Origin of the sequence: Microcystis sp. M015S2 (assembly GCF_020245945.1) — a bacterium.
GTDB lineage: Bacteria > Cyanobacteriota > Cyanobacteriia > Cyanobacteriales > Microcystaceae > Microcystis.
Map to the genome: position 1 here is coordinate 1 of NZ_JADBTX010000087.1, position 19998 is coordinate 19998.

At 41.3% G+C, this 19998-nt stretch carries 19 protein-coding genes and 3 pseudogenes; 7 read left to right on the forward strand and 15 right to left on the reverse strand.

From position 1 onward, the window contains the following. Positions 1 to 137: 137 nt before the first annotated feature. From IM473_RS15425 to IM473_RS15480, 12 genes and pseudogenes are all read right to left on the reverse strand, one after another. Positions 138 to 233 (reverse strand): annotated as a pseudogene (locus IM473_RS15425) (nucleotidyltransferase); the annotation flags it as partial. A 509-nt stretch (positions 234 to 742) separates the two neighbouring features. Continuing rightward, positions 743 to 967 (reverse strand): hypothetical protein, encoded by a 225-nt coding sequence (locus tag IM473_RS15430; protein ID WP_158202607.1) that lies wholly within the window; start codon positions 965 to 967, stop codon positions 743 to 745. Positions 968 to 1188: 221 nt separating this feature from the next. Continuing rightward, positions 1189 to 2124, reverse strand: a complete 936-nt coding sequence (locus IM473_RS15435) for a formylglycine-generating enzyme family protein (RefSeq protein ID WP_287659129.1) — start codon at positions 2122 to 2124, stop codon at positions 1189 to 1191. Positions 2125 to 2291: 167 nt separating this feature from the next. After that, positions 2292 to 2429, reverse strand: a pseudogene (locus tag IM473_RS15440) (formylglycine-generating enzyme family protein); the annotation flags it as partial. 12 nt (positions 2430 to 2441) lie between these two features. Beyond that, positions 2442 to 3500 carry an RNA-directed DNA polymerase gene (locus IM473_RS15445; protein WP_158202609.1) on the reverse strand — a complete coding sequence of 353 codons (1059 nt, stop codon included), beginning with the start codon at positions 3498 to 3500 and terminating at the stop codon, positions 2442 to 2444. A gap of 45 nt (positions 3501 to 3545) precedes the next feature. Then, positions 3546 to 3956: pseudogene (locus tag IM473_RS15450) on the reverse strand (PIN domain-containing protein). Continuing rightward, positions 3956 to 4195 (reverse strand): hypothetical protein, encoded by a 240-nt coding sequence (locus IM473_RS15455; RefSeq protein ID WP_158202612.1) that lies wholly within the window; start codon positions 4193 to 4195, stop codon positions 3956 to 3958. The pseudogene IM473_RS15450 and the gene IM473_RS15455 overlap by 1 nt, the downstream one beginning before the upstream one ends. A gap of 32 nt (positions 4196 to 4227) precedes the next feature. Continuing rightward, on the reverse strand, positions 4228 to 4569 hold the full coding sequence (gene avd, locus IM473_RS15460) for a diversity-generating retroelement protein Avd (RefSeq protein WP_287659130.1): 342 nt from the start codon (positions 4567 to 4569) through the stop codon (positions 4228 to 4230). A gap of 270 nt (positions 4570 to 4839) precedes the next feature. Continuing rightward, the gene (locus IM473_RS15465; RefSeq protein ID WP_287659131.1) at positions 4840 to 8112 is read right to left on the reverse strand and encodes a formylglycine-generating enzyme family protein; all 3273 of its coding nucleotides are present in this window, start codon (positions 8110 to 8112) and stop codon (positions 4840 to 4842) included. 5 nt (positions 8113 to 8117) lie between these two features. Further along, positions 8118 to 9113, reverse strand: a complete 996-nt coding sequence (locus IM473_RS15470; protein ID WP_287659132.1) for an AAA family ATPase — start codon at positions 9111 to 9113, stop codon at positions 8118 to 8120. A gap of 53 nt (positions 9114 to 9166) precedes the next feature. Continuing rightward, complete coding sequence (locus IM473_RS15475; RefSeq protein WP_287659133.1) at positions 9167 to 10030, reverse strand: VMAP-C domain-containing protein; 864 nt, start codon at positions 10028 to 10030, stop codon at positions 9167 to 9169. A gap of 125 nt (positions 10031 to 10155) precedes the next feature. Further along, positions 10156 to 11328 (reverse strand): TIR domain-containing protein, encoded by a 1173-nt coding sequence (locus IM473_RS15480; protein ID WP_287659134.1) that lies wholly within the window; start codon positions 11326 to 11328, stop codon positions 10156 to 10158. Between the two features lie 797 nt (positions 11329 to 12125). Here IM473_RS15480 and IM473_RS15485 point away from each other — a divergent pair. Genes IM473_RS15485 through IM473_RS15495 form a run of 3 tightly spaced genes read left to right on the forward strand, consistent with a single transcriptional unit; the run spans position 12126 to position 14998 of the window. Continuing rightward, positions 12126 to 13004, forward strand: coding sequence for a MarR family transcriptional regulator (locus IM473_RS15485; protein ID WP_287659135.1), 879 nt, complete (start codon positions 12126 to 12128; stop codon positions 13002 to 13004). Next, positions 12997 to 14364, forward strand: coding sequence for a replicative DNA helicase (gene dnaB, locus IM473_RS15490; RefSeq protein WP_287659136.1), 1368 nt, complete (start codon positions 12997 to 12999; stop codon positions 14362 to 14364). Before IM473_RS15485 ends, dnaB begins: the two co-directional genes overlap by 8 nt. After that, entirely contained in the window at positions 14354 to 14998 is a 645-nt protein-coding gene (locus IM473_RS15495; protein ID WP_287659137.1) for a hypothetical protein, read from the forward strand. Before dnaB ends, IM473_RS15495 begins: the two co-directional genes overlap by 11 nt. A gap of 47 nt (positions 14999 to 15045) precedes the next feature. Here IM473_RS15495 and IM473_RS15500 read toward each other — a convergent pair whose 3' ends face one another. Beyond that, positions 15046 to 15399, reverse strand: a complete 354-nt coding sequence (locus tag IM473_RS15500) for a helix-turn-helix domain-containing protein (protein WP_287659138.1) — start codon at positions 15397 to 15399, stop codon at positions 15046 to 15048. Between the two features lie 555 nt (positions 15400 to 15954). On the opposite strand from IM473_RS15500, the gene IM473_RS15505 reads away from it, so the two are divergent. Genes IM473_RS15505 through IM473_RS15515 form a run of 3 tightly spaced genes read left to right on the forward strand, consistent with a single transcriptional unit; the run spans position 15955 to position 18235 of the window. Continuing rightward, positions 15955 to 16884 (forward strand): hypothetical protein, encoded by a 930-nt coding sequence (locus IM473_RS15505; RefSeq protein ID WP_287659139.1) that lies wholly within the window; start codon positions 15955 to 15957, stop codon positions 16882 to 16884. Then, on the forward strand, positions 16868 to 17833 hold the full coding sequence (locus IM473_RS15510) for a hypothetical protein (RefSeq protein WP_287659140.1): 966 nt from the start codon (positions 16868 to 16870) through the stop codon (positions 17831 to 17833). Before IM473_RS15505 ends, IM473_RS15510 begins: the two co-directional genes overlap by 17 nt. Positions 17834 to 17872: 39 nt before the next feature. After that, the gene (locus tag IM473_RS15515; RefSeq protein ID WP_287659141.1) at positions 17873 to 18235 is read left to right on the forward strand and encodes a hypothetical protein; all 363 of its coding nucleotides are present in this window, start codon (positions 17873 to 17875) and stop codon (positions 18233 to 18235) included. 18 nt (positions 18236 to 18253) lie between these two features. On the opposite strand, the gene IM473_RS15520 is transcribed toward IM473_RS15515, so the two are convergent. Together IM473_RS15520 and IM473_RS15525 are read right to left on the reverse strand one after the other, a co-directional pair. Further along, positions 18254 to 18490 carry a hypothetical protein gene (locus IM473_RS15520; protein ID WP_287659142.1) on the reverse strand — a complete coding sequence of 79 codons (237 nt, stop codon included), beginning with the start codon at positions 18488 to 18490 and terminating at the stop codon, positions 18254 to 18256. A 13-nt stretch (positions 18491 to 18503) separates the two neighbouring features. After that, a complete protein-coding gene (locus tag IM473_RS15525; RefSeq protein WP_287659143.1) occupies positions 18504 to 19547 on the reverse strand; it encodes an HNH endonuclease family protein in 1044 nt (347 codons plus the stop codon). A 111-nt stretch (positions 19548 to 19658) separates the two neighbouring features. Here IM473_RS15525 and IM473_RS15530 point away from each other — a divergent pair, with 111 nt between their 5' ends. Then, positions 19659 to 19928, forward strand: a complete 270-nt coding sequence (locus tag IM473_RS15530) for a hypothetical protein (protein ID WP_193958776.1) — start codon at positions 19659 to 19661, stop codon at positions 19926 to 19928. The last annotated feature ends 70 nt before the right edge of the window (positions 19929 to 19998 follow it).

A 19998-nucleotide genomic window follows, 5' to 3' on the forward strand; every position in this document is an offset into this window, starting at 1 on the left:
ATAAAGATTTCTAATAAGCTCGCCCAAATCCCTGATTCTCTCGTTAGCTTTTTGGCTGAAAGGGATGTATCTATTTGTAACTGAGGAGCCTAAAAACCTTTGTGGACAACGCTTTGAGATGTCTTGTCCCCCTGTCAGGTAAAATCATCCCTTAATACTGAACCAAATAAAGATAACTTGCAGATCGAGTGACGCTGACAAAATTGTTTAATTTCTTCTTGAGATAAATTAATAGGAAGAGTTGTTTTTTTCATGGTTAAAACTCCTAATTGATGATTTTTAAATCTCAGATTTAAGAGGGGTGACTTAAAACTCCATCGCCTTAATTAATAAGTAGTCGTGCAAAATAAATTTCTTAGTGAAGAAAGGCACTCATGCAAGAGACAAGAGGCAAGGAGCGGGTTAGATATGTGTAATTAATTTTGCTTAGGTACTTAGTGATTGAAAATTGGTTTCTCTAATCCGTAATTGTTCCGTGTTTCACCTTTCCCACCCCACAATGCTCCCCCAGAAAGATGATCGCCACGTCATCGATCGCTGCCTAACGATAAGATATAGCAAATAATGGGTTATTTAGAACGCTTTCAATTTTCAAACTCTTATCTGAACAGGGTTTCAGCGATAGATTGTCCTAAGCACCTTGGTCTTTGCTATATTGTCCACTCCCCTCACTTAACGATTCGTTAAGTGAGAACCTCGAAAAATTCGTTAAGTGAGCAGCTCAAACCAAGTTAAGGTTCCGTTAGGGTGGGCTGTTCTCGATACTTTCTAACATTCGTTTGATAGCACCATCGAGAGTTGCCGTACCAATGCGATTTCGGTATCTTAGCAGCCGTTCCCAAGTAGCCTGTTCTACCCTGACATACCACTCACAGCCGTTACCCGCCCTATAATTCAGCCCTTCTTTGACTTGAAATTTAGCGGCCACATCAATGGTTTTTGGGGAAAGGAAGTCCGAACCTAACATTTCCCTGTTGCCATCGTCGAAAAGGATGATGGCCGCGTAGGATTGGGCAACGCGATTATCTCCCCCGTCTGTCCTTTTCTGGGATGCTCACCGACAACGGTGACAAAACTTCCCACGGTCAACCGAGTAGATTTAACCGACCCATCTTCACTTAACGATTTTTCTATTAGGGTAAAAGAAAAAATAGGGAATGAGGGTAAAAGGGGAAAAAGGAAAAAGGGTTAGAGAGTTCTCCCGAATACGCAGACTACCCGAAAACCGTCATTGCTGATGCGGTTGTCGCGGCGGTAGTTGTAGCTACGGAAAGCGGAACGGCAGAGATTCGGATTGAGGCCCCAGGAACCGCCCCGCAGGACACTATTTAGCGAAATATCATCATTTTTGCCAGAATATGATTCATTTTCAGACTTGACTTTTTTCTCTTGATTACTATCAAGCCATGCACTGCCATCAGTAGGCGCTCCTTTATAATTACCATGCCAGTCATCAGCGCACCACTCCCAGACATTTCCGTGCATATCGCTGAGTCCAAAGGCGTTGACGACTTGAAAATAACCTACAGGTGTTGTTTGTTCGCGATATTCTCCTTGTGTCCCTTTGCCATAGGATTTGTCCCCTCGATAATTGGCTAAATCTGTTGTAATGGTTTCCCCAAAGTGGAACGGTGGATAAAATTCCCCTTTTTCTAGATTTAAGGGTGTTGTCACACCTCGACAAGCATATTCCCATTGGGCTTCTGATGGTAGCTGATAAGTTCTTCCTGTTAGCTTAGAGAGTCGCCCACAGAATTCTACTGCTCCATACCAATCTACTTGTTCTACGGGTCTTTGCCATCTATCTATTTCCCTGTCTCGATCTTGATAGGGTTTTTTAAAATAAGAGGGGTCTTCATCTAAGTCTATATTAATTTTTAAATCGGTTCTAGCAGCGATCGCTTGCCATTGTGCTTGAGTAATGGGGTAACGTCCCATCAAAAACGAGGTAATGGTTACATGATGTTGGGGTCTTTCATCAGCATGGCTCCCTTCTTCTGTCTCTTGTGAACCCATAGTGAAGGTTCCATCGGGAATCAAGACCATTTCTAAGGGGACACCATCAATATAGTCTCTATAGCCTCGAAACTTTTGGCTTTGGCGTTTTACTTGCAGTGTTTTCACGCTTCTAGTTCCCAAAATATTAGTGGAGGGCTGGAAAACTGTTCGGTTTTACCCTACCAAGCTCCCCAACCCAGTTTGATTTTTGGATACCGTTACCAGCATCTCAGGAAAAGGCTGAACTCTCTGGCGCACTCTTGACAGATTCCCACCTGCCAACTCTGACTGTAAAGAGTTCTCCCGAATACGCAGACTACCCGAAAACCGTTATTGTTGTTGCGGTTGTCGCGGCGGTTGTTGTTGTTACGGTAAGCGGAACGGCAGTTATTTGGATTGTTGCCCCAGGAACCGCCCCGCGGTCGGGTTCGCCTTCCCCTTCTTCAACTCCTCGTAAAAACAAGGGAACTGAATATCTGTTTCCTCAGTCGCCAGGTGTCACCATGTTTCAAGTGAGATTCCCAACTGTTAAGCGATCGCTTAATATCTTCTACATTGATTTTACCTTCGGCATAATCTTTTTGCAATTTTCTCAGTCTTTTTCTGCCACGATGTAAGTTGCTATTTCTCACCCGAATTGTTTCGGGGAAAATCCGAAACCCTAGAAAGCTGGAACCATGTTTTGTTTCAAATAACTGACTCTTAATGGGGTGAATTTTTAACCTGAGTTGGACTAAATAGTCTTCAATCAATATTCGAGCATCTTTGAGAAATTGATGGTCATCAGAAAACAAAGAAAAATCGTCCACATACCGCACATATTTAGCGACTTTGAGTTGTTCTTTAACAAAATGATCAAAGCCTGATAAGTAAATATTTGCCATCCATTGACTGGTTAGATTTCCTATTGGTAAACCATGTCTACGTTGTATGGGCGTGAGTAAATCATCTCCTGGGAAATAATGGTTAACTTCTTCTTGTTCGTTGCTGTTATCAATAATGGCATCAATTAGCCAGAGGGTATCTGGGCATTTGATTTTTCGTCTGATGAGTTGTTTAAGGATTTCATGATCGATACTAGGGAAATATTTTCTAATATCACATTGTAAAACATAACGACTAGAACGAGCAAAATCGGTAAAGCGCATCAAGGCTTTATGAGTTCCATAACCTTCTCTATTGGCATAAGTATCACTAATAAAAGTTCTCTCAAAAATGGGAATAATGATATTGCATAAAGCATGGTGAACAACTCGATCTCGATAGGGGGCTGCCGAAATCAAACGACTTTTTATATCTCTTAGATGAAAAGTTCGATAGCTTCCTGGTTGATAGGTTTTATCTTTTAGTTCTTGCTGAATTTTTAATAATTCCGTTCCTAAGTTATAATTAAATTGTAAAACATTCTCTCTAAACCGCTTTCCTTTTTGAGCTTTTCTAGCTGATAGATAAAGATTATCAAAGTCAATAATTTGAGGATATAAGTTACCGTAACGTTTCATAGTGGTGGGAAATTATTAGATTAACGTTTGCAGGAAATTAGGATATTAATTAATTTGAATTAATATGGTTTGAGTTATCCACGTTGGACATTCACAACGGAAAAAATCATAATCTTCTGTCCAAATTGCGTCGGGTAAGGCTAAGGCTACAGTTTCCCAATCATTGAAATCTCTAGAAATCCCTTTTTTAGCCTCTGCTTTTAGTTCTTGGTAAAACGATAAAGGCAAGGTGATAATTTTACTATCAATTAGTCTTAAGATGGCTTCTAATTGCAGTTGCCCTAATTCTTGAGTTAAATTTGTTTTATTCACAATAATGGAAATTCGCTTTTGTAATTCATATTAAACTTTCTCTCTCATTTTTTCAGCTAAGAATAACTCTAAGCTTTTTGATATAATTGAATCTCTTTCTCGCTTTCTAAGAAGTTCAGCCACTAAAATATTCGTGTCAACCACTAAAAGCAGGATTCTTCAATCTTCATAAACATTGACACATATTCTTCTTCAGTCAAACCTATTTCTTTTAATACTTTTTCCATAATTATATCAAGTTCTTCCTTTGCTTTTTTGGCTGTCTGGGAATCAATAACAGGCTTATAATAGCCTATAATTTTGCTATTATATTCTATGGCAATTGGTTCTTTTTGAGTTAATAAAGCCTCTTTTTCTAGCTCATTCAATTTAACTGTTTTCATAATATTTTAAACCGTTGTTTGCTTCAATGATGTTATTCTCGTTGACGTTGGGTTTTAATCCAGCCTCCCAATTCTATACCAATTTCATCAATTTTTTGACTAACATACTGATAACGTTTTAGATCAATTAATTGAAAATCTAATATTAGTCTCGTTTGATGCCGTAAAATGTCTAATTGAACATTTAAGTTAATTAGGGCGTTTAATTTATTTTTCTCATATTTAGCCTTAATTAACCCCTCTAATAAATCATACAATTGATTGACGATTCTATCCCCTGCCGTAAATTTATAAACTTTGGGGAATCTCTCGATTATAGGCACATAATACTTGATTAGATCATGGGTTTTTTGAATAATTGATAATTCCTTCATCTTGGTAATAGTTTTAGCTCAGATACTGCACCATAATTGAAAAACCACAAATCCCCGACTTTTAAAGCCTAAAACCCTGATTAACTCGGTAAAAAATCTGGGATTTTAGACTAGGTACCAGATCTCAGTTTAACAAATATATTCGATCAACCTGTCTTTGGTTAATGTCATCAAACCTTGATATTGGAAAATCAAAAATATAGCGATCCGCTTGGAAAAGGAAAAAGTAAAACATAGAGTAAAGGGTAAAAGGGGAAAAAGGAAAAAGGGTTAGAGAGTTCTCCCGAATACGCAGACTACCCGAAAACCGAGATCGTAGTCGCGGAGGACGCGGCGGTTGATGTCGTCACGGAAAGCGGAACGGCAGTTAACCGGATTGATGCCCCAGGAACCGCCCCGCATGACAGAATATGGATTATTTCCGTCTTTTTCAGTAGATTCTAAGCTATTTTCAGCATCAAGATTTTCCTCTTGATTATTATCAAGCCAAGCACTACCGTCACTAGGCGCATTTTCATAATTGTCATGCCAGTCATCCATACACCATTCCCAGACATTTCCGTGCAGATCGTATAATCCGAAAGCATTCGGGGGAAATTGACCAACGGGGATAGTTTCCTTTCCATTTTCGCCTTTGGGTCCCGAGGCATAAGTTCTAGAAGCATTATAGTTGGCTAACTTATCAGTGAGGGTTTCTCCAAAGTAAAAGGGTGGGTAAGATTCACCTTTTGCGAGGTCTAGGGGTTCTGTCATAGCACGACAAGCGTATTCCCATTGTGCCTCCGAAGGCAGTCTATAATCTCTCCCCGTTAGCTTAGACAGTCGCTGGCAAAACTCTACAGCTTCATACCAATTGACTCTTTCAACGGGTCTAAGCCATCTATCTATTTCTCTGTCTTGATCTTGATAGGGTTTTTTAAAATAAGATGGATCTTCTTCTAAGTCTATTTTTACTTTTAAATCTGTTCTGGTGGCAATCACTTTCCATTGACCTTGAGTAATGGGATATTTCCCCATGAAGAAAGGAGGAACCTTTACATTATGTTGGGGACGTTCATTATTAGGGCTATCTTTTTCATTTTTAGGAGAACCCATCGTAAAAGTACCATCAGGTATAGATACCATGTCGAGAGTAATTTCTTCGGTAATATTCGTCTTTAACTGTTTAGTATTAACTATTAACTGTTCGCTGAAATATTGGGCGGTATGGGTTGTAGTTTTGATTATTTCGCCGCGAAGGTTTACTGTGGGGGTTTCAAAGGAAAAGTTACGGAGATTTCGGCTCAATAAGTCTGTTATGACTGGTTCAAAAGTGATCGTGGCTACTTCGGCTTCAAATTCAAAGAGTTCTAAGGTTTCTAATTGAGAAATGGCATAGTCAGGAATAGCTAATTGATGCAAGAAACTAACTTTGACATATTGAGAGTATAGGTATAGCTTTAGGGTCGATAATTTATTATATTTTTTTGATTGGAATAAATTAGGATTTAAGGTTTCAAATTTACAATAAATGCCAGTGAGACGACTACTAATTGCTGAAGGAGAAAGGAGAAGTTGTCTGGCTACTTCCGGGATAGAATAAGATTGGCTTGGAGTTGGCAAGATATTAATTAAGGTTTCCATTTCAATGTCTGTTAAGTGATGCCTTTGGGCTATACTTTCCAGAAAATCTATCCAATTAAAACCGATGGAGTTCCCCTCAACAGAAGAGACAAAAGCTAACCGCGCTCGACTTCTATCTAATTTCCTAATATAAGGGGCATATTCTTCTCCATATTGTCGTAGGGTAGAGACAGAAATAGTTGCAAAAGCTTGAATTAATTCTAGGTCATCTTCTCCACTTAATTCTAAAGGATTGGTTAAGAGAGTGGCTTCAAATTCACGAATGGTTTGATAACCAAAATGACTAGCAATTTTTTCTGTTAAACGACCAATCACTCCCAAACAAAAATCTTTTTTCTTTATTTGTTTTTCTGCGGCTATTTTATCTAAAAAAGTCTCTCGAATGCCCGGTTTAAATTCAAATTGAATGGGATAGTTAGACTGATAATAATTAAGGGGGGTAATAGGACTTAATAATCCTCCCATGACCACTTCTGCCACATGAACTTGAGTGGATTCAGGCAATAAGGTTCTTTGCACTAAACGAATGGTGGAAAAACTGACAGGAATGGCCGATAACCACTGAATTAATTCCCAAGCAAGTTGTGAAGAAGTTGCATAAAAGTTATTAATTTGTTGAAGAGTAGTCAGACTTTTCTCATCGTCTTCTTCTTCTTCTTCATAAGAATACATAAAATTAGACCCTAACCAAACCCCTGAACACCAGCTTATTCCTTTTCCCATTATCACATTAACCCAAGCTTTTATCGATTCCGATTCTAAGCTGACAATTGGTAGTTTAACTAATTTAAGCAAAGCTTGTTTATCAAACCCTTTAATCTGCCAAGATTCCAGGGGAATAGCTTGCCAACTTTGGGGAGTAAGTCCCTTTTTTTTATTGCCTAATCGAATTTTTATAGCATAATCAAGGTTAGTGCGTTCCCATATTCTTTCAGGAAAAGGATTCAAGACAGTTAACAGACTTTGGCTTGACCATTGTTGAAGAATATCAATAAATTGTTCACTAATCCAAGCAGGTGAAATGCAATCACTAACTATCAAAATTAAGCGTCGGCTACCAGGAGCATTTAATGTTTGGGGAGATAGGTACTGAGAAAATGAATAAAAAGAAGAAATTTGCAAGGTTTTTGTCAAATCATCCCAGTTCATTCGATAGGGTTTTATATCACGAAATGCCCCTAAATGTTCGAGAAAATCTTGTACTTCTTTTAATAAAGATTGCCAAAGAATCATAGATTCGCTATCTTCTATTAGTAAAGCCACGTCTAACCAACGTTCTTTTTTAGGAGTTAGAACAGGAAAATAACGAGGCTGAGTAGGGGTACTAAGTTCGGCACTTCGCTTGACAGTTTCTTTGATGTTTAATTCCTGAGCAATACGAGAATTAATTTTCTGTTTTAGGGGTTTAAGTAAGCGTCCTAATTCTAAAGTATTGCGGAAGATTCCTGTGTCTGGTAATTTAATAGGTAATTGTTCTGTGGGATAAGGGTTTGGCTCAATAGCAGTAGAAGAAACAGGTTTGTTTGATGGTGAAGTCAGAGGATATTTAAGCTCTGATAAAGGAGGTTTTGTTAATTTCTTACCAACCCCCTTTTTTTCTAAAAATAATAGCAAGGCGAGGGAATACAAACCCTTTTCTATGAGAGTCCAAAAGAGAGTAATCATCATCAGTTCTTGCTGATATTTCGTAAACTCAATTTGGGGAGTTTCCCATTTTTCTAAAATCGTCACCCAAACTAAACATAATCCCAGGTTTTCAACCCCTTTTAAAAAAGCCAATAGACAAAATTGGTAAGCTCCATCTGCTTCTCCTCTTATTAAAGGAGTAACTGTCCGGACAAACCATAAAACTTCAGCTATCTGAATCGAATCAAGTTCCCATTTTTCTGTATCAACAAAGGCTACGAACTGTTCTAACATCACCTTTATTTCTCTCCAGTAGTGTTCAGATAAGCCATTAAACGCTCGATAATTGCTTCCTTTTCTTTGGCATCAGGTAAGGGTTTATTCATTAACATAAAGACAACATTAAGTAATTGGTCTGTTGCTAGAGGTCCCTTCTCTCGTTTTTCATAAAATTTCTGAATTTGGGTTTCAATTTCTTGGGTTAAATCATCTCCTAATTCTAAGTGAGCTTTGACAATCTTGGTCAATTCTTTCTCATTAGGTTCTTTTATCTCCAATTGAATACAACGACGTTTAAATGGTAAGGGAAACTCCCTTTCTCCATTACTGGTCATAATAATAATGGGAAATTGTTCACAGGGAATACGTCCATCGACTACTTCATGGGTCTGACCATCAGAGGTTTGAACGGTTACTGTATGATACTCTTGATGCTTTTTCAGTCTTTGAAGTTCTTCTATGACAAAATAGCCTTCTTCAAAAATATTTAAGAGATCATTAGGTAAGTCAATATCACTTTTATCAATTTCATCAATCAGTAAGACTCTGGGGTATTGCTTTGAACACATAGCTGTTCCCAATGGACCAAGACGAATATAGTCACCGATATCAAATTTATTTGGCTTGTCTTGATTCAGTTGAGCATCTTTAACTCCTTCTCCTTGATTAATTTGAGCATCCTGTAAACGAGCGATCGCGTCATAATAGTATAATCCCTCTTGCAGTGTACTACGGGTATTAATCGGCCAATGTAATACCTCTCCTAATTCTAATTCCGAGGCGATGGCCTTGGCTAAACTAGATTTCCCCGTTCCGGGTTTTCCTGTTACCAGTAGGGGACGACGCAAATAAATGGCCATATTAACAGCGTTAATGACTTTCTCGTTGGCTTGAAAAGTTTCCTTTGCTGGTTTTTGGGGTTCTTGTTGGTTAAAGTTTCGCCAAGGGGGTGGTTCTGGCCATTTTTCAATAGAATGAGATTCTTTAGTTCCTTTAAAAATTTGCCAATCACTCATAATGTCCTTTCCTTTGTATTAGTATGTTTAACAAAATTGATGAGCAGAACTCACTAAAGCTTTAATTTCTTGCTGGTGGGATAGTTATAAGGATTTTCCCATAAAAAGCAAAGATGATGGCCTAAATGAAAAGACTCTTCTTCGGTAGCTTCTAGTCTCTTCACTTCGACAGATTTGGTTAAGTTTTCAAGATTCAAAACATTATCCTCCCCGTCTTTAAGATTTTCCTCATTATCTTTTTTAGGCTTAATTAACTCATCTAAGTCACTGGTATGATTGACAGCAGGATTTTGACATCTAGACCACAAGGCTAAAGGAATTCCCCTCTCTATAATAAACTCATAGCTGATATTTTCTAGTCTCAGTAAATCCGTCGGCAAGTTAATCCCAAAAATCATTTGTTGCGAGTCCATAACTTTTAAATCATTATCATTTCTGTCATTAGTTTGAGAGGCGAATATATAGTTATTTATCTTCATCTTATTAGCGTTTTTTGTCAGCAAATCCCATTTCTTTTTCCAGATGTCAAGACAACGTTTTGTCTTTAACCGTCGATAAGACCGAATATGAACAGATTCAAAAGAAGCACAACCGATTCTTTTAGAACGACAAAATTCATTTTCTTTAAATTTCCAACAGTCAACATTTAATGAAAATAAATCATCATCAAACACCCACTCTATTGCTAAATGAATATCTTGATCAAATCCAATTTCTTCTAATTTTTGATAACATTCTTCTAGTAGATTGGGGATATTTTCTTCTATCTCAGTTTGAGTATAAGGTGCATTCTCTTGAAACGTCTCTAATAAATTTTCCTGTTGATAGTCTGTAGAAGATTGAGGAATTGAGACTTTAGTATCAACAGAAAATTTTTCAGATTCACTATTATTACTTTGAGAACTTACCTTCTTCAATTTTATTGATAAATATAGACGTGCATTATCAAAATCAAGAGAATTTCGATTGATAAAATTATCATGCGAAATACTCGCCTTTGATCTTTGAGTAACTTCTTCTAAAACAGAATCACTTGGAACTTCTATCTTTTTTTTTTATCTATAAGCGATCGCAAATTTTGAACAACAGATAATAAGACTTTATCTTGCTCTGCTTCAGGTAAAATATAAAGAGGATTACGAGGAGAATTATTACGGGGAGACTGAGCTTGATTTAAGTAAAATGTTTTAGCTTCTCCCTGTTCATTCGTGTAGTGAAAAGGAACATTTTCAACATCTGCATATTTAACAAATAAAGGAATTATCCGTACTTCTTTATCTTCAAATCTTTGCAAAAGACGAGGTAACTCTTCATTACGAACATAAGTAGAATTAAGAATAGCTTGACTTACTAAAACAACTGCTACCGTTACTTTGGGTAAGACTTCTTTAATCTTTTCATCCCAAATATCCCCCTGTTCTAAATCAAGATCTGACCAGACTATTTGTTTCTCAAAGTTAAGAGATTGCAGAAATTCTAAAAGCCTATCTCTCCATATTTCATCTTTGTGGGAATAACAAATAAAAATTGAGGGCATTTCTTTTTCCTTTAATTCTGAATCTAATTGGTCAATCTCAGTTTGTTTTTGATTATATTTTGTTGAGGGTTCTCCCGATGGATTGACTTCTGCTTGAGACGAAACTTTATTGGTCAATATGTCAGAATTAGACAACAATTGTGGAGTTAGATGTTCTGATATTCCTGCTATCTCAATAGAATTACAGCCTAATTTATAAGCAAATTCCACCGTCCTTCCTGCGCCTAAAGCATCATAGAAACCCACCGCAAACTCAATGGCTGCTTTATCCCCAATGGCTTTGCTCATCCCCACCACATAAGAAATATGCTCTGCGATCGCTTTTGCTTGAACCTCCGAATAACAAGCATTGAGAACTACACATTCTATTTGGTCAGCAAATAAGTTAAATAAACTTGCTAATGCTTGAGCCTCAACTAGCTTAACTTGACCTGTTTCATCTTCAAAGGCTAACCCTTCTTCCCCCGCACCATGTCCTGAAAAATGGACAATGTTCGGCTCAAAGTCGAGGATGGCACGGTGAATATCTCTGTACCTCACGGCTTGCCCTGTTTCAATGACGAAATTATCTCGTTGTTTTGCTCGTCGTAGCCCTTCTTTAATCTCGCGCATTTCCTCATCAAGACGCAATGGAATCGTGTTTTTGGGATTTGCTGACAGAATAAGGATTCTTTTCATTGATTAAGACTCGTTTGAAGACAGATGAGATTTTAGGCGACGAATCCAATCAGAACCACTGTCGCCAGCAATTCTGATTTTAAGGTTTCATGACATTAAAACCATTGCACCTAGAGGGGTTAATAATTCTTAACGAACCTCTAGATCGCTGAAACAAGGCAAAATCGTTTCAAAATGAGAATTGCTGGTTTCAACCCGCTTCTATTCACCGATTAGAATCCCCGTCTTTTTAAAGTGGGGAGATGTCAATAAGAAACCTTCCGCACCAGTTCAAACTCGCCGCGGGCTAACCGTTCCAACATTTCCGACACGGATAGGTTGTACTGTTCCGCAATCGCCTGAACTTCTTCCCAGCCAGCCTGAGTCACGCTTAGATTGCGGCGTTTCTTCGGCCCTTCATAAGTCAGAGGCCTACCGTCCGGATTCGGTGGATTTTCCTTCCTGCCCTTGTATTTCCCTCTAGTTTCCATTGAACAACCCTTTAACTTCTCTACACTATTTTACCCAATATAGCAACAGAAAATTCCCTCAATGGATGGATTTTTAATTATATACATATACAATTAAAACATATACTTTTTAGTGCGATTGCGGGGGCGGAAATCGGGGGACTGAGTAGGAAGTCTTTTAAACCGAAATGAGGTTAAGAGCAATTGATATCTACATTAAGGCAATTTTAAGATCGCCACCCACCTAGAAAACAAGCCCCAACTCTATTCGGGTTATGGGGCAAATTGACGAAAAGTACATCGCTTTCCATAGAAAGTATATACCTTCGCACAAAAACTATAACTATTATGACACAAAACAAGATAGAAGGCAAGTTTTACGCGCTAAAACCAGAAGAGTGGCTCGAAGTCACCAAAGAATTGAGATACGCGGAAGTTCGAGTTCTCTACTATCTGAGAACGATCGATCCGTTCGGCGGTCGCGATCTGCGCGTCAAGGTAACGGATGTGGCAACCGCCACGGGACTCCAGAAAGGCACGGTTTCCAAAGCCCTGAAAGTTCTTAACGATAAAGGCTACATCGATCTAGAAATCACCGAAGCACTGGTCAAGCTGCAAACGTTTCCTAAAGGAGATCAGGTCTCCCGCGACGGGGAAGAGTTTCCTGTAGGAAACACGGTTTCCTGTGATGCGGAAAAGTTTCCTACAGGAAACACAGTTTCCTGTGATGCGGAAAAGTTTCCTACAGGAAACACAGTTTCCTGTGATGCGGAAAAGTTTCCTACAGTACCATCAGGTTTCCTACAGGAAACACCCTCGCACTGTGGGAAACCGACTCGCACTGTAGGAAACGATCCCGTCCCAGAACCCAGTCAGGGCAAGGAATCCAGCACCTCTAAGATTATTAAGACTTATTCAGACTTTAAAAAGACTCTCTCAGAAGACGAGCGAGAGAGATTTTTTTATTTTGTGAAGAAGGAAACTGGGAAACTTCCCAATCCGATCATCGATATAGAAGCATGGTTGGCTGGCAAGAATGCGGCCGGTCTGAACCGGTGGGAAGTTTATTACGAGCTTTTCGAGAAATCGGAGGGACGAGCGAACGGACAAAAAAAAGAACAAACCCCCAAAAAGCTCTCCTTTTCAGAACGAAACGAAACGAAACGACTGGCGAGATTAGCGGGCGAAAAATGGATCGACCCGTGGGGCTTAGAAAGCGATGTATGATCCTGCGTTGCCCCCCCAGAATATCGAGGCCGAGGAATCTATTTTAGGGGGAATTCTCCTTGATCCTAAGGCGATGGGACGGATCGTCGATTTTCTAGTCGCCGATGCCTTTTACGTTCGTTTCCATCAAGAAATCTACCGAGCGGCGATTTGTCTTCACGGCAAGGGAAAGCCCACAGACCTGATGACGGTTTCCAGTTGGCTGCAGGATTACCAGCTTCTCGACGAGGTGGGAGGGATTCCCCGACTATTACAGCTAATCGAGCGCACGGTATCGGCCGCCAACATCGATCGCTACGCCGAGTTGGTGATGGATAAGTATGTCCGTCGTCAGTTGATCGGGACGGGAGGCAAGGTCATCGAGTTGGCCCGCGACACGACGCGAGAGTTGGACGAGGTACTGGACGGAGCGGAACAGGAAGTATTTCTGGTATCGAACTGGGGACGGACGACGCGAACCCTCTGCAATGGCGAGGTGGCGAGTGCCGCCTTCACGGAATTGGAGAAAAATAACCCGATTTACCCCACGGGCTTACGGGAGTTGGACAATCTAATCGTCGGTTTCGAGCCTGGAACGTTGACCCTGCTCGCGGGGCGACCGTCGATGGGAAAGTCCCAAGCCGCCTTATTTTTCGCCTTACAGATGATGGTCGCCCGACGGATACCGGTGATTTTCTTCTCGTTGGAGATGACCGCCCAACAGCTAGAGTACCGTCTGTGGAGTTTGTTGAGCGTTCACCCGCACTATTGTGATTGTGGGTTTTACCCCCTCCGAAGCGGTCGGATCAGGCAACACCGGGCGGGATTGGCTCCACTTACCGAGCGGGAACATGAAACGATCGCCAGGGTGTTAGGAATCGCCACCGAGTTGCCCCTTTATTTGAATGACGATCGGGGAACAACGGTCATGGGCATGGCCTCGGAATGTCGCCGCCTCATTAGCGAGGGAAAAAGACCGGGCTTGGTGGTGGTGGACTATCTTCAGATGATGGCCGACGATTCCCCGAACGGCAACCGCAGTTACGAGTTGGGCAATGTCGCCCGGGGACTGTACAAAATGGCGGGGGATTTAAACGTGCCAGTTCTCGCACTCTCCCAGATATCGCGGGCGGTAGAGGGACGCAACAATAAACGCCCCCTCATGGCCGATCTCAGTCAATCGGGAATTCTGGAGATGGTCTCCGATAACGTTGTCCTGCTCTATCGCGATGAATATTACAACCCCGATAGTTCCGATCGCGATGTGCTGGAATTGATCGTCGGTAAGGCCCGTCACGGCTTGACGGGAACGGCACGCTGTCTATTCGATAAGTCCTACGGATTGTTGACGGAATTGCCCGGAGGGAACCATGGCAATTGAAGCGGGTGCGTCGATCGTTATCGTCGGGGAACATCCCGATAACGGTAAGTTCTACACAATCGGTGAGGTTCGCCAAGATGGTTGGATACTGACCACCGATAACCATCTGTTTCACCAGCAGTTTTTTAAGGTCTGTTCCCCTCTCGAACCGAGACCGAGAGCTTCCAAGATACAAAAAACCCGGGCGAAGCGTTCGACAAGCCCTAATTCTTTCTTAGGGGAAAGTGAGTCACCGATTTTCTTAGGGGAAAATTTAGGAGATCACACATCTGAAATTTCCCCTAAGAAAAAAACGGTCAACCCCGTCACATCTTCAGAAATTTTCTTAGGGGAAAATGATCGTCATCAATCCTCCAAGTTGATTTCCCCTAAGAAAAATCCGAGTGGTTCCCTTTATGCCTTTAACCAAGAGAAGAAGGATAAACACGGTAACGTGAAAACTTATCCAAAGGTTGAGGGCGATCGTTCGATGGGCAATCCCGATCATTGGTTCTGGGCTTACTGTTGGGACGAGAAGGTTAACGGTAAATGGAAAACCTTCAAGCGGTCAGTCCCCCGTGAGAAGCTGTCAAAGGTGCGAATCGCGATCGATGCTAATCAACCCGTTTCAGAAATCCTGAAAATCATTGGTTGAGGTTCCGCACAACGACCGCCAGTCCCCGCAAACGGTGAGGACTTTCCCTAAGACATGATCAGACTTTGCTGCAGGCAGTTGATCGTTTCCCGATCTTTTTTGAACTTTTCGGCAATGGCAACCATGAGACGATCAGCACCGATTATCTCAATTAAATCTTCTAAATTCGGTTCGGAGCCTCCCGACACCAACAAACCAAAGTAACGGCGGGAACCAGGAGCAATTTCTTCCATCCCATCGAGAAGCTTCTCTAAGGTATCCTCGCTGATCCAGTTCTTCCCGTTCCTAAAAGAACTGATATGGGGCGTTCCGATCCCCGACACCTCGGAAAGATCCTTACCACTAATCTTGAAATAATCTTGGGTTGTTTTAAAGGCTTGCCTAATTGTTAACTTTTGCATACTCACCGACTCAAATGCGAATTAATTAGTTGATAATTAGTCTAGCAAACAAATATAACTGATTTTCGCACGATCAGAACCACTCATACCGATTATGACACGGAAACTACAAGTTGTGAAAATACTGGGGCATTTTAAGGAATTTTTAAGCTTCCTTCCGATTGACCCGTTCGGATGGGTTCGTCCCGTTCGCGACCGAGAGGATTAGCCCAAAAAAACAAGCCCCAATCTGGTTAGGGAACGGGGCAAGAAAATGACTTCTTCATTAGATGTACCTATCTAGAAGTAACCGTCGAGATCGATTTGTCGAAACGCAACTTTCGGGATCGGTTCATCGGGGTTCATCTTTTGAGATTCATCCTCTGAAATTCATTCTTTTACAGTGTGACTATTATGACACGGATCGAGCAAAAATTTTACCCTCTAACGGCGGAAATATCCCAAAAGCTGAGAGACTCCAAGTTGACGGCCGCTGAGTGGAGACTATGGAGTTACCTGGTTGAGTTAGATCCCTTCGGCGATCGCTACTCCGATTTACCAGATACATTGACGATCATGCAAGCGGTTGATATTAAGAAAACCACCTTTTACACGGCGATCGCTAAATTCCAGGAACTCGGACTATTTGACTTTCAAGATAAGGGGTTCTCGTTTCGCAACCTTCGAGGCATTCCGAAAAATCGGAAAACGGTTCAATTCGTCGGAAGCATTTCCGAAATTTCGGAAAACAGTTTGGAAAATCGGAAAACGGTTCAATTCGTCGGAAACGATTTTGAAAATTCGGAAAATCAACCGCTAAAACCTTTGCCCCTCGAAGATTCTGGCTCTCCTCAGACTATTCAGATCATTCAGACTATTCAAACCTTCCAGACCGAAGGGGGAGGGGATGAAAAAAATGATGATGGAAATTCGACCAATGGAATCGACGACACAAATGATATTAAGGAAAAGATTTTAGTACAAGAGAACCACCTCAATTCTCAAATTTCCCCTACAGAAAAAACTACAAAGGAAATTCCGCGGGACTTGATCGACAAGCTCTCAGAACTAGAGATCCCGTTAGATGCGGTGGTGAGGAAGGCGATCACCGCCCATGACCTCTCACAAGCTTGGGGAGCGATACGACACATCGAGAATACAAGGGAAACCATTAAAAACCCCCGTTCCGTTTTCCTATACCAGCTTCCCAAACAAACAGTAGACAAATCCAAACCGAAGCCACTATCTAAGGAGTTTTTGGATTGGTATCAGTACGTCAGGGGTGAAAAGGTGGTTGATGTGCCGCCAGAATATTTAAGCCTCGATCGATATGGAGAGCCGAAAGTCAGGCTCAAAAGCGATCCTCATCGGCTTGTCGATTGGCGGCGGGTACGAGATGATGCCAGTTTAGAACAGGTGGCCACACCCGAACAGTTTAAGCGGTTCATGGAAAAAATCCGAGCAATGGCAGCCAAGGGAGGAAAAGGCGATGGTAGCAGCACCTAAAAAATCATCTTGGTATGTCTCACAAACTTGGTCGGCTCATGGCTGGCAATGGTCGTTTACCTATTACGAAATCTCGGCTCGACGGGTCATCGAGAATAGCGATCGTTCCATTTCGCTGAACATCCCTTGCTCTGACGCGGTTCGACACGCATCGCCTCAAATGTGGCTGGAGAAGTGGGCTAAGAGCAAAGCGGGTCAAGCTCGACTCGGCAAGCTCCAACCAGAGACCACTCATCAACTGAATTTTCTTAGGGGAAAAGTCGAGGGTGTGCCTGATGGAATTTCCCCTAAGAAAAAGAATTCAGACAAATGTTTAGACATCTCGCTATCTTCAGTGGAATTGGTGGGTTCACGCCGGCCGCCGAACGAATCGGAGGAATTGCCCCGAAGCAGTTCGTCGAAATTAACCCCGATGCCTGATACCTTGCAGGGAGAAGCGTTAGCCAGTGAAAAGCAACGATCTCATTCAAAAGATTCCTCTATCTCGATTACCTCTAATTCTTTCTTAGGGGAAAGTGAGCCACCGATTTTCTTAGGGGAAAATTTAGAACAGAACGATCTCATCTCTAAAATTTCCCCTAAGAAAAAAACGGGCAACCCCGCAAGTACCTGCGAAAAACATTCCCCCTCAGAGATTTTCTTAGGGGAAAATGATCGTCATCGATCCTCCCAGCTGATTTCCCCTAAGAAAAATCCGAGCGGTTCCCTATATGCCTTCATCCAAGACAAAAAGGATAGATACGGTAACGTGAAAACTTATCCAAAAGTTGAGGGCGATCGTTCGACTGGCAATCCCGATCATTGGTTCTGGGCTTACTGTTGGGACGAGAAGGTTAACGGTAAATGGAAAACCTTCAAGCGGTCAGTCCCCCGTGAGAAGCTGTCAAAGGTGCGAATGGCGATCGATGCTAATCAACCCGTTTCAGAAATCCTGAAAATCATTGGTTAAGGTTCCGCACAACGACCGCCAGTCCCCGCATCCTCTACCTTGATTCTCTCTAAAATACCTTTACTAGGGAATACAGATGTATCTTCAACCAGTACAAAATTATCTCCTAGTAAAGAGGAAACCGAGAACAAACGTCCGCGCCGTCGTAGGGGGGAGGGTTCGGGATACCTGATTACTACCCACGCCAATCAGAGGAAGTATAAGCAGAAATACCCGCAGATTTTCTATCAGGTCGAGTTCGGCAAGCGCAAGCGATCGATTTACTTACCACCTGAAAAGGTGGATCGGATTCGAGAACTCGATCGCATGGGCAGACCAATCGACGGGATACTGGAAGTGATCGATTCCCCCAAAGCGCGGGAGGTTTTAGCGGAGTACAGGGATTTTCTTAAGAACAAATGAACTAAATACAGTTTTCTTTTAGAACCTATTTTCCCTGTCAAAACTCTCTACTAATCTGACGGTTACTGGAAATCTATGCCATTCTTCAACTGTAAAACCCTCGAAGGTTTCTTCTGGAAATCTGACAGACATTTCTTCCCAAGCCGCTTCGGGACTTTCAGCTTCTATGTAATATCCTTGTCTGACCGTCAGATCGTCGTGGCCGAGGCATTCATGGCTATAGAGGGAATTGCGCGTACATCTATACTCTTTCATGACATTTTTTCTTTTAAAAAGCTATTGGATAGTCGATGGACGGTTTCCATCCTTTTCCCGTTGCAACTCCTAAGAGTCTCTGCACTTCATTATAATTGTTCTGGAGAAATCGCTGTCTGCCCATCTTGTTGGTTCCCGTTTGGGCGATTAGAGTTTCCCTTAAAGGATGATGACTATCGATCAGGAACTCATTGCGAACTTGCAAGCGTTCTAGATATTTAAGATTTGGCAAGCGATCAAATTTACCATTTTCCCCCCGATTACATTTGTGACAGGAAAGAACGAGATTCCAGACTCCATCTATACCCTCGATATAATCGTTGAGAGAACGGGGAAAAAAATGATCAACATCAGCTAGGTTATTCGAGTTATCGACTATCGATACGGGTGCAAAACAATAAAAACATTTTCCCTTCTGATAACCGTCAATGGCGTGACGACAAGAAGTAATATTGATTCTTCGTTTTGATGAAGAATCAATATTATAATTACCTAATGTAAATAATTTTCCATCTAAGGGATCATGTTCGATAATCCTGCGATTAACACTTAATAGCCAAGAGGTTTCTACCAACCGCCACCTAGCTTCTATCTCTCGTTCTAAATTACCTAACTCTTGTTTTTCTACTAATTTTAATAAATCGTCAGTTAAAATAATCCGCTTTTTTATTTTCCATTGACTTTGATCGAAGAAAGGCTGATTAATTTCTCCTGTGGGCAAATTATGAAAGGCATCGATGACATTCTCGAATCCCAGTCTTACCGTCGCATCGATTAGTAAAGCCTGATCGATTTGCCCTAGATTGAACTGACGGCAAATGTCCAAAAATTGACTGGAACGAGAAGTGGTTTGTTTATCGCTGATCTGCAAGTGCCTTACTATCTGCATCCCATAAGGAATAGCTAAATTCTCTAATTTTATTTCTGTTTTTCCTTCCCGCGCTATCTCTAATAATGCTTTGGCTAGAGCGAATTTATAGCAGGCTACATTACGCCCGAATAGAATAATCGCCCGCCAGTAGTCTTCGCTCGTCGGATTGATTTCTAGAAATTTCATTTTAATTCTTGCTTTTACTTCGTTTACGAAGTAAAATAATTAGTATAAAGTGATCTTTGCTAACTTGCCAGAAAGAACGATCGCCGTCCCTAGTAGAAAGGAACTAACATTATGAAAGCACAAATTTACATCAATCGTCATGTGGTCAACGCCAATAAGAAGGCGACTAACGAAAAGGGCGTAATCGTGGATAATGCGGCGATCGCTATTCGTACCTATCTCGGCTCCGTGTATGCGAAGGAAGTTGAATTTACTAAGGGGGGAAAACTGATACAAGATGCCAGCAATGCCCGCTGTTCGGGTGCGACGATCTGGATAGAAGCCGAATTTGAAAGCCTTCTCATCAATGGTCTGAAGGCTGACCGAGCGATGTTGGATTAAATTTTTATAGGGGCAGCGGGGAGTTTTTCTTAACGTTTAATCGCTATTCCTTAAGCAATCAGGAGGAAAA